The sequence below is a fragment of the Pseudomonas sp. SDO55104_S430 genome (genome assembly GCF_054070595.1).
This window is the reverse complement of the sequence record NZ_JBSVXG010000198.1, coordinates 1-10883: the sequence shown is the minus strand read 5'-3', so window position 1 is coordinate 10883 and position 10883 is coordinate 1. Positions and strand designations below refer to the sequence as shown.

Sequence of the window (10883 nt, the reverse complement as noted above, 5' to 3'; positions counted from 1 at the left end):
ACATCGATGTTGGAGGTGCTGGCGCATTCGCGGGCAAGCCTCGCTCCTACAGGGAAAATGAATGTATGCACAACAAGTCCGAACCCAAGGAAACCGTATGAGCCTGTCACTCCTGAGCCGCTACGCCTTCTTTGCCGTCTGCGTGATGTTCACCCTCGCCAGCCTGCCCTTCCTCGAACATGACTGGCTCTGGCCGATTACCGCCGTCACCGGCGTGCTGAGCCTGATCGGCATCTTCGACCTGCTGCAAAGCCCACACGCGGTGCGGCGCAACTACCCGATCCTGGGCAACATCCGTTATCTGGTGGAAGGCATTCGCCCGGAAATCCGCCAGTACCTGCTCGAATCCGACAGCGATGCCCTGCCCTTCTCCCGGGCCCAGCGCTCGTTGGTCTATTCGCGTGCGAAGAATGAAAGCGCCGACAAACCCTTCGGCACCCTGATCGATGTGTATCAGTCCGGCTTCGAATTCATCGGCCACTCGATGCGTCCGGCGCCGTTGAGTGACCCCAGCAGTTTCCGCGTCACCGTCGGCGGCCCACAGTGCACCCAGCCGTATTCGGCGTCGGTGTTCAACATCTCGGCCATGAGCTTCGGCTCGCTCAGCGCCAACGCCATCCGCGCGCTGAACCAGGGCGCCAAGCTCGGCAACTTCGCCCACGACACCGGCGAAGGCAGCATCAGCCCTTATCACCGCGAACACGGTGGTGATTTGACCTGGGAGCTGGGCAGCGGCTATTTCGGTTGCCGTACCAGCGATGGCCGCTTCGATCCCGAACGCTTTGCTGCACAGGCGCAAACGCCACAAGTGCGGATGATCGAGATCAAGATGAGCCAGGGTGCAAAACCCGGTCACGGCGGGATTCTGCCCAAGCACAAAGTCACGAAGGAAATCGCTGAAACCCGCGGCATCATGATGGGCGAAGACTGCGTGTCACCCTCGCGGCACAGCGCGTTTTCAACGCCAATCGAGATGATGCATTTCGTCCAGCAATTGCGTGAGCTGTCCGGCGGCAAACCGGTGGGCTTCAAGTTCTGCCTGGGGCATCCGTGGGAATTCATGGGCATCGCCAAGGCCATGCTGGAAACCGGCATTCTCCCCGACTTCATCGTGATCGACGGCAAGGAAGGCGGCACTGGCGCCGCGCCTGTGGAGTTCACCGACCACATCGGTGTACCGATGCGCGAAGGCCTGTTGTTCGTCCACAACACGCTGGTGGGGTTGAATCTGCGGGACAAGATCAAGCTCGGCGCCAGCGGCAAGATCGTCAGCGCCTTCGACATCGCCAGCGTCCTGGCCATCGGCGCCGACTGGGCCAACGCGGCGCGCGGCTTCATGTTTGCCATCGGCTGCATCCAGTCCCAAAGTTGCCACACCAACAAATGCCCGACCGGCGTTGCCACCCAGGACACCCTGCGCCAGCGCGCGCTGGTGGTGCCGGACAAGGCCCAACGCGTCTACAACTTCCACCGCAACACCCTCAAGGGGCTGGCGGAAATGCTCGCTGCGGCGGGTCTTGAGCATCCGTCACAACTGTCTGCCAAGCACCTTGTACGACGCATGTCGGCGACCGAGATAAAGATGTTCTCGCAGTTGCATGTGTTCTTGAAACCCGGTGAATTGCTGACCGGGGAAGTGAATGGCGAGTTCTATTCGCGGATGTGGCAGATGGCGCGGGCCGACAGTTTCGAGCCGAACGAGATCGTTGCAGCCTGATGCGGACGGCTCCGACAACACGCTTCACCAGCGAAGCGTCTTGATCGGGGCCGGCTCTTTCATGACGATGAAACCGTAGTCGCCCAAAAGAAAAATCCGGTAGTACGGACTCTCCACCAGCGGCGCGAAATGCTGATAGCCCACCCGCGTCGCATTGCGCCGCTCCCTCTCCGCGACCACGTTGGTGATGCCCACCTTGGGCAGGTTTTCCGCCAGCATGTAGAAGTCGATGTTCAGCAGGTAATGCAGCACCGGCATCTGCTTGAACGAGCCCGCCGCCCCTAACAGCCAGTGATCGGAATAGGTCACCGACATGTAGATACGCTTTGCTTCACGTAGAGCCTGATGACTGCTGATGTCCCGCTCAAGGCTGAACAGCGCGCTGGTGGCGAAGGTCTTCTGCACGCTTAGCACCCGACCGTAGGCGAACGACAGCGACAGCATCGCCAGCAGCGGTACCAGCAACAGCAACGGCAATCGCTGGTGCACAATTTCCAGCGAGAGGTGGCTCAGATAGAACAGCAACACCAGCAACACGGCAAAACCCATCAGGGTTCGGGCACCTTCATTGAAATCGCGGAAAAACAGCGCCACGCCCGAGACCAACAGCAACACCAAGGGTACGGTCGCCAGGCACAGCAAGCCCATCAGAATTCTTTTCGGTCCGTTTTCCCTGCGATGAAAAATGACCTCTCCCAGGCGAACGGCACCGGCCATGGCGCACAGCACCAGTCCAGCGAACACCCAGATAAATCCGCCATGAAACAGCAGCACGACTTTTTCCAGCACCCGACCGATGTTCACGTCGATCTGCAGCAAGGGATGCGCCGACCAGTTCAGCAACAATGCGCGCCCCTGGTCCATGTACGGATAGGCCGTGACCCAGTAGATCAACCAGCCCAGCACGACCTGCGCGAGTTTCCAGCCGATCATCGCGCCCCATTGCGGCCAGGGCTTTCTGCTGTTGGCAGCCCGCAGCAACTCCAGGCAACACAGCCCCACAAACACGTTCACGCTGATCTGGTACAGCCCCAGCGCCAGCGCGATCAGGAACGACGGCACCAGCCATTGCACGTTGCGTGAAGGGTGGCGGAACGTGATCGCGTAGATCACCGCGACCAGGCTCAGGGCCATGGGCGCGCCGTCGTATTGATAGGACAGGTTCTGCAGAAAAAACGGGTTGTACCAGAGCGGCAGAACCACCAGGCAGCAGCTGATGCTCGGCTGGCGGAAGTAATGGAAAGCCAGGCTGGTCAGCGCGCAGGACATGGCCAACGTGGCGATCAGCAAAGGCAGGGGGAAGATATTCGGTGCAGCGCCGGTGAAGGTCAGCGCGTTGAAGAACAGCTGGCTGAACAAACGCCCCTGCTCCGCCCAGGCCATGCCGGCCGAGAGCGAACGCCAGTTGTCATCGATGTAGGGAAAATCCGCGAGAATCAGCGGCAGGACATACACAAAAGTCGCGAGCAGGAAAAACAGCCAGACCTGCCTTCGGCCCAACTCCTTCACGAAAAAATCGCTGAACCGGCCCATGTCAGGCCTCACGCTGTGGCTTGCCGCCGACGATATCCTTGACCACGTAACGGGGCCGGTGCTTGGCCTCGATGTAAATCCGACCGATGTATTCCCCCAGGATGCCGATGCCGATCAGCTGTACGCCGCCGAGAAACAGAATGGCGGTCATCAGCGACGGATAGCCGGGCACGCTGTTACCGAAGAAAATCTTGTCCAGCACCATGTACACCGCATAGATCACGGCGAAGATCGACACGAAACCACCGACGTAAGTCCAAAGCCGCAAGGGGACGGTGCTGAACGACGTCACCCCTTCCAGCGCCAGGTTCCAGAGTTTCCAGCCATTGAACTTGCTGCTGCCCGCCACGCGCCGGGCGCGCTCGTACTCCACCACCACCGTGTTGAACCCGGCCCAGGACAACACGCCTTTCATGAACAATTGGTGCTCGGGCAAGGTGCGGATGACGTTGACCACCTTGCGGTCCATGAGGCGAAAGTCGCCGACATTTTCCTCGATACGGGTGTAGGAAATACGATTGAGCAGGTGATAGAAAAGTGACGCGCTGTGGCGTTTCAGATAGCTGTCGCTGTTGCGATCCTTGCGCTTGGCCAGCACCACATCCGCGCCTTTCTGCCATTGCTCGACCAGTTTCGGGATGACGCAGATGGGGTCTTGCAGGTCGACGTCCATCGGGATCACGGCATCGCCGGTGGCATATTCCAGGCCGGCAAACAGCGCCGGTTCCTTGCCGAAGTTGCGTGAGAAATTGATCAGCATCACCAGATCGTCCATCTCTGCCAACGCGGCAGCGCGGTCGGCGGTGCCGTCGGTACTGCCATCGTTGATGAAGACGATTTCCACCTCGGCCTCGCCCAGCTTCAACTCCTGGCGTACCGCGCGGTAAAACAGATCGATCGCCTGCTCTTCGTTGAACACCGGGACGATCAGCGAGAGCTTCATGCCTCACGCTCGCGAAACACCACGTATTTGGAAAACAGGAAGCCCAGGATCAGGCTTAACGCCGAGAACAGCGCCACGGTCAGCAAGCCGTGCAGGCGCAACTGGTCACCGATATGGCCGACACCAAAACTCAGGGCTCCCATCGCGGCCATGAACAACAGATAGCCGCCCACCGAGAGTTTGCCGTCGAAGGTGTAGAGCCCGTTCATGTAGAACGAGAAGGAAGCGGCCACGCAGAAGGCCACCAGATTACTGGCCGCCTGGCGCCACCCCAGCGCCACACTCAGCAGAAAAAAGATCTGCCAGTGGATCAGGGTGTTGGCGATGCCGATCACCGTGTAACTGGAAAAGCCTTTCCACAACCGTCTCATATTCAAGTCCTTGACTGAGCGCGTTCGCTTCACTCATTGGAGCTTGTCTACTGTCAGAAATCACAGGTGAAGCGACCTTTCAGACCAGCGGTTAAACGCCTTATCAACATCCCGTAATACCCCGACTTTGCAATTACCGGCGAATCGGGCCACCCTGCGCGCCGCCGATGTGCGGCGCGCAACCTTTCGCGCCTTGCGCTACTCCTTTGTTCAACACCCGTTTACGAGTTTGCCGTCATGACCACAGCGCGCGATCACCGGATCGACTTTTTTCGCGGCCTGGCACTGATCTTCATCTTCTGGGATCACGTGCCTCACAACCCATTGGGGCAAATCACCCTGCGCAATTTCGGCTTCAGCGACGCCGCTGAAGTCTTCGTGTTTCTGGCCGGTTTCGCCGCGGTACTGGCCTACGGCAAAGTGCTGGCGCGCGAAGGTTTTCTGATCGCCTGCCTGAAAATCCTGCGCCGCGCCTGGGTGCTGTACGTGGTGCACATCTTTTTGCTGGCGATGCTGATGGGCATCGTCTTCTTCGCCAACAGCCACGTGGAAACCCGGGACCTGGTGGAAGAAATGGGCATGCACCACTTCATCAGCGACCCGCAACAGGCGTTGATCGATGAGCTGCTGCTGCGCTTCAAGCCCAACCTGATGGACCCGCTGCCGCTGTACATCGTGCTGCTGGCAGGCCTGCCGCTGGCGCTGCCGTTGCTGGTGCGCAAGACCTGGGTGGTGGTCGGCCTGTCGCTGGCCTTGTATCTGATGGTGCCGCTGGCCGGCTGGAACCTGGCCGCGATCAAGGACGGCGTGTGGTACTTCAACCCGGTGGCCTGGCAGCTGCTGTTCGTCCTCGGCGGCGCCGCCGCGATCCACTCGCAACGCACACGTCCCGCGCAAACCCGCCCCCTGCTGCGCCAGCCCCTGTTCATGGCCGCCGCTGCCTACGTCATCGTCGCCGGGGTGCTGACGATCGCCTGGCGCTGGCCACACATCCACGACGCCCTGATGCCGGCCAGCCTGAGCGAGCTGCTGTACCCGATCAGCAAGACCAACCTCTCGCCCGTGCGCCTGCTGCACTTCCTCGCCATGGCTTACGTCACCGCCAAACTCCTGCCCGACACCGGCTGGACCCAAAACTGGCTGGCCCGACAAAGCTGCCGCATGGGCCGCTTCTCCCTGGAAATCTTCTGCCTGGGCGTACTGCTGGCGCCCCTGGCGGACATGATCAACGCCATGGCCAATGACGCCTTCGCCATGCAGATCTTCACTGCGCTGGTGGGTGCCGGGGTGATGGCGTTGATGGGGGCGTGGCTTGAGTTCAACAAGCGGTTGAATCAGACGATCAACAGATCGCAGCCTTCAGCAGCACCTACCGGGGTTGAGCGTGTTCCGTTGTAGATAACATTTGTGGTGAGGGGATTTGTCCGCTCACCACAGGACTCCATCCTCAATCTCAGATAAATCCTTTTATCTTCACTGAACCCCGCAGCGCAGAGCCCCCCTCCTTCCCGATCAAACTGGATCCATCCCACTTCCAGCCCCACAATTTCTTCACCATCGCCATCCACCGTCTAAGCTTCAGTCAAGTCCGATCAATCTGCGTGAATGGATCAGTCGACTATGGGCGCTTTATGGCAAACCGATTCGAGTAAAACCGTGGTCCCGACTGAAGAAGTGGATGAGCAAGCGCCTACCCCTGAAAAACCCCGTCGTTCCAAGCACGGCTGGAAGGCTTTCTGGTTGCTGTTGCTGATTATTGCGATTGTCGTGGGGTTGGCGGCGCAAAAGGAAATGCGTACTTCCAGGTTTCAGGCCCGGGAGTTGAGCAAGTTCGCCAAGACCTTGAATTATGAGCTCGAACCCGGTCCCAGTGATGCGGTTCGTTATCCGGGTGCCGGGCCTTTCGATCTGCGTCTGGGCTATAGCTCGATGGATGAATTCCTGCCGCGCCTGCTCAAGCGTGATTATGTGATTTCCGCCCAGACCCGCTTCTCCCCTGCGTTGATGAAGTACATCGACAAGGGGCTTTTCGTGCCCTATTCGGAAAAGATCCAGGCCGGTTTATCGATCACCGATTGCCGGGCGGCGCCGCTGTACCAGTTCAATTACCCGCAACAGCTGTATCCCAGCTTTGATTCGATTCCGCCGGTGGTGGTCAACAGCCTGCTGTTCATCGAAAACCGCTTCCTGCTCGACCCGCGTCAGCCCCTGGCCAACCCGGCGGTGGATTGGCCACGTTTCGGCATGGCGGCCTATACCCAGATAGCGAAGATGCTGCACCTGCCTGGCCAGTCGGCGGGCGGCAGTACCCTGGCGACGCAGCTGGAGAAATATCGGCACTCCCCTGACGGCTTGACCGTGTCGGGCGGTGAGAAAATTCGTCAGATGGTCTCCGCCAGCGTGCGCGCCTACCAGGACGGTCCCGACACCCTCAAGGCCCGGCAGAACGTGGTCCGCGACTACCTCAACAGCGTGCCGCTGTCGGCCGTGCCCGGACACGGCGAAGTGCATGGCATGGCCGAAGGTCTGCGGGTCTGGTACGGCGCCGATTTCAACGAGGCCAACAAGCGCCTGGCCAGTGATGCCACCGATCCTCAGAGCCTGGCGGAAAAAGGCCTGGCCCTGCGTGAAATGCTGTCGTTGATGATCGCCCAGCGCCGCCCTTCCCACTACCTGACCAAGGGCCACGACGAGCTGGCCGACCTCACCGACAGCCACATTCGCCTGTTGGCGCAGAACGGTGTGATCGACAAACCGTTTGCCGATGCCGCCCTGGCCAGCAAGGTCACCTATCGTGACTGGGCGACCCAGCCGACCATTCAGCCGATTGAAACCAACAAGGGCATCAGCGTGGCCCGCAGCCGCTTGGCCGGCTTGCTCAATCGTCCGCTGTACGACCTCGACCGCCTCGACCTCTCCGCCACCAGCACCCTGCAGGGCGAGCTGCAAGCCCAGGCGACGGCGTACCTGAAAAAACTCGCCGACCCTGCCTTCGCCACGCAAATCGGCCTGATGGGCGAACGCCTGCTGACGCCCACCAGCACCACCCAGGTGCGCTACAGCTTTACCCTGTTCGAGCTGACCCCGGACGGCTCGCGGGTGCGGGTGCAGACCGACAGCACCGACCAGCCGTTCGACATCAACGAAGGCAGCAAGCTGGAACTGGGCTCCACGGCGAAAATGCGCGTGCTGACCACTTACCTGCAAATCATCGCCGAACTGCACGACAAATATGCCGGCATGAGCGTGCCGGACCTGAAGAAAGTCGAAGTGCCGGATCAGGATCGCCTGAGTCGCTGGGTGGTCGATTACATGATCGAAAACAAGGACCGCAATCTGCCAGCCCTGCTCAGCGCCGCGCTGGACCGCAAATACTCGGCAAGCCCGGGCGAGGCGTTTTTCACCGGTGGCGGGCTGCACACGTTCCATAACTTCCGCAAGGAAGACAACGGCCGCCTGCCGACCCTGCGCGATTCGATTCGCGAGTCGATCAACCTGCCGTTCATTCGCCTGATGCGCGACATCGTGCGCTACACCACCTATTCCGGGCCCAATAGCAGCGCAGAACTGCTCAAGGACGACCGCGACCCGCGGCGTCAGGAATACCTGGCCTCGTTCGCCGATCGCGAGGGCACCTCGTTCCTGCTCAAGTTCTGGAAGAAGTACCGCAACAAGGACACCCAGGAACGCCTGGAAACCTTCCTCGACGGCATGCGCCCGACCCCGATCCGCATGGCGGCCGTGCACCGTTATTTGCTGCCCCGTGCCAGTCAGGAGAGTTTCAACGCTTTCGTGCGCTCGCACCTCGCGGAGGCCAAGCTCACCGAGAAACTCACCGATGATCGCCTGCTGCGGCTCTACGAGTCCTACGGCCCCGGGAAGTACGACCTGCCGGACCAGGGCTTCATCGCCAAGGTGCACCCGCTGGACCTGTGGATGATGGGCTACCTGCTGAACCACCCGGACGCCACCTTCAAGGACGTCGTCAAAGCCAGTCAGTTCGAGCGCCAGGAAGTCTACAGCTGGCTGTTCAAGAGCCGGCACAAGGGCGCGCGGGACAACCGGATCCGCACCATGCTGGAGATCGAGGCCTTCCTTGACATTCACCAGCGCTGGCAGAAAGTCGGCTATCCGTTCGACCATCTGGTGCCGTCGCTGGCCACCGCCATCGGCAGCTCGGGCGACCGCCCCGCCGCGCTCGCCGAGCTGATCGGCACGATCCTCAACGACGGCGTGCGGATGCCGACGCTGCGCATCGACAGCCTGCACTTCGCAGCCAACACGCCTTACGAGACCAAGCTGATCAACGACCCCGACGTCGGCAAACGGGTGATGCCGTCCGAAGTCGCCACGGCCATGCGCGAAGCCTTGTCCCAGGTGGTGGACGCCGGTACGGCCAAGCGTGTTTCGGGCAGTTTCGTCACCCCTGATGGCAAGCCGCTGGGCATGGGTGGCAAGACCGGTACGGGGGATAACCGCATCGAGGCGTTCGGCTCCGGCGGACGGATCCTCAGTTCCAAATCGGTCAACCGGACGGCGACCTTCGTGTTCTACATCGGCGATCACCATTTCGGCACCTTGACCGCCTATGTACCGGGCCGTTCGGCGGAGAACTTCAAGTTCACCTCGGCCTTGCCCGTACAAGTGCTCAAGGGCATGGCGCCGATTCTCACGCCTTACCTGCAACCAGGCAGCAACACCGAATGCCTGCCAATTGAAGTGGCTCGCCGCTGACAGCTCGGGACCGGCTGCCTGGTGGCCGGTTCATCTCCCCCTCATATCCTCTGCCTCTCGTTTGATCGACGCGAACTTGCCCCGCTCGTCGGCTAATGCAAGTCATTCTCAACAAAAGCCTTGCTCATGCCACAAGATATATCTTAAGTTGTATCTAAACATGAAGAGAGCAAGTACCAATGAGAGACCATCATCCCCCCCACCGCGAGCATGGCGGCGGCTTCGACAAACGTCCGGGCCGTGAACGCGGCGGCCGCGGCCCCCGGGTGTTCGCCCCAGGCGACCTGAAATTGCTGCTGCTGGCGCTGATAGCCGAGCAGCCCTGCCACGGCTATGACCTGATCCGCCAGATCGAAGACATGTTCGATGGCGCCTACAGCCCCAGTCCCGGCGTGATCTATCCCACCCTGACGTTCCTGGAGGAAAGCGACCTGATCCAGGGCGACGCCGATGGCGGAAAAAAACGCTACAGCGTGACCGAAGTCGGTCGTCTGTCTTTAAGCGAGCAGGCGATTGCGCTGGACGGCGTGCGCATGCGCATCGAAGTCAGCAAGCGTTCGCTGCGCGGCCATGACCGGCCGCCGGAAATCCACGAGGCGGTGCACAACCTGCGCCACGCCCTGCAAATGCACCACGGTCGCTGGAGCCCGGAAGAAATCCTGAGGGTGCGCGACCTGCTCAACAACACGGCCAAAGCCATTGTCGACGGCCCTGCCGTTTCGGAGAAAACCGAATGACTGAAGTGATCGAACAATCCATCCACCGTGTCATGCACGAGATCAAACGTCGTCGCCTGGAAGTCCTGCGGGTGGTCGACCTGACGCCACGCATGCGCCGCATCACCCTGGGCGGGCCAGAGCTGGCCGGCTTCGTCAGCCTGGGTACGGACGACCACGTCAAGCTGCTGTTCCCGCAGAACGCGGCCGAGCAGGCGGCACTCGAGACCATGGTGCTGGGCGGCAAGAACGAAGGACCGCTGCCCGCGATGCGCGACTACACGCCCCGTCGTTATGACCTGAACACGATGGAGCTGGACATCGATTTCGTCCTGCACGGCGACGGTCCTGCCTCGACCTGGGCCGAACAGGCCAAACCGGGCCAGTTCCTGCACATCGGCGGGCCACGGGGTTCGATGATCGTGCCGGACATGTTCGACAGCTATCTGCTGATCGGTGACGAAACCGCCCTGCCCGCCATAGCCCGACGCCTTGAAGGCCTGGCGGCCAACCGGCGGGCGCTGGTGATCGTCGAGGTGGAGAACGGCAAGGAGCAGCAAGAGCTGCAAAGCGCGGCGCAGGTCAATGTGATCTGGGTGCTGCGCGAGGGTGGCAAGGACCACCTGCTGACCACGGTGAGACAGATCCAGGTGCCGGGCGGCAGCCTGTATGCCTGGGTCGCGACCGAGACCAGGACCTCACGGCAAATCCGCCGGGTGCTGCTCGATGAGCATGGGCTGGATGAGCAGTTTGTGAAGGCGGTGGGGTATTGGCGGCTGGATGACAGCGACGAAGATTGATTCGTCTGCGCGGGCCTCTTCGCGAGCAAGCCCGCTCCCACATTAGATCGGTGTGCACCCGGTCCCCTG

8 protein-coding genes are annotated in these 10883 nt (G+C 61.0%); 5 read left to right on the top strand and 3 right to left on the bottom strand.

Annotated features, from left to right (window positions below; all coding sequences use genetic code 11):
* The first annotated feature begins 97 nt into the window (after positions 1–97).
* Complete coding sequence (locus ACW9JE_RS24435; protein WP_224534002.1) at positions 98–1717, top strand: FMN-binding glutamate synthase family protein; 1620 nt, start codon at positions 98–100, stop codon at positions 1715–1717.
* A 24-nt stretch (positions 1718–1741) separates the two neighbouring features.
* On the opposite strand, the gene ACW9JE_RS24430 is transcribed toward ACW9JE_RS24435, so the two are convergent.
* The 3 genes from ACW9JE_RS24430 to ACW9JE_RS24420 are packed head-to-tail and all read right to left on the bottom strand — an operon-like array spanning position 1742 to position 4564.
* The gene (locus tag ACW9JE_RS24430; protein WP_457434189.1) at positions 1742–3250 is read right to left on the bottom strand and encodes a glucosyltransferase domain-containing protein; all 1509 of its coding nucleotides are present in this window, start codon (positions 3248–3250) and stop codon (positions 1742–1744) included.
* A gap of 1 nt (position 3251) precedes the next feature.
* The gene (locus ACW9JE_RS24425) at positions 3252–4193 is read right to left on the bottom strand and encodes a glycosyltransferase family 2 protein (RefSeq protein ID WP_224534006.1); all 942 of its coding nucleotides are present in this window, start codon (positions 4191–4193) and stop codon (positions 3252–3254) included.
* Entirely contained in the window at positions 4190–4564 is a 375-nt protein-coding gene (locus ACW9JE_RS24420; RefSeq protein WP_224534008.1) for a GtrA family protein, read from the bottom strand. The genes ACW9JE_RS24425 and ACW9JE_RS24420 overlap by 4 nt, the downstream gene beginning before the upstream one ends.
* Before the next feature lie 237 nt (positions 4565–4801).
* Here ACW9JE_RS24420 and ACW9JE_RS24415 point away from each other — a divergent pair, with 237 nt between their 5' ends.
* The 4 genes from ACW9JE_RS24415 to ACW9JE_RS24400 all read left to right on the top strand — a co-directional run bounded on the left by ACW9JE_RS24415 (position 4802) and on the right by ACW9JE_RS24400 (position 10814).
* A complete protein-coding gene (locus tag ACW9JE_RS24415; RefSeq protein WP_457434188.1) occupies positions 4802–5962 on the top strand; it encodes an OpgC family protein in 1161 nt (386 codons plus the stop codon).
* A gap of 222 nt (positions 5963–6184) precedes the next feature.
* Positions 6185–9298: a transglycosylase domain-containing protein gene (locus ACW9JE_RS24410; protein WP_457434187.1), complete on the top strand. Its 3114-nt coding sequence runs from the start codon at positions 6185–6187 to the stop codon at positions 9296–9298.
* Between the two features lie 179 nt (positions 9299–9477).
* Entirely contained in the window at positions 9478–10035 is a 558-nt protein-coding gene (locus tag ACW9JE_RS24405; protein WP_457434186.1) for a PadR family transcriptional regulator, read from the top strand.
* Positions 10032–10814, top strand: a complete 783-nt coding sequence (locus ACW9JE_RS24400) for a siderophore-interacting protein (RefSeq protein ID WP_224534018.1) — start codon at positions 10032–10034, stop codon at positions 10812–10814. Before ACW9JE_RS24405 ends, ACW9JE_RS24400 begins: the two co-directional genes overlap by 4 nt.
* The last annotated feature ends 69 nt before the right edge of the window (positions 10815–10883 follow it).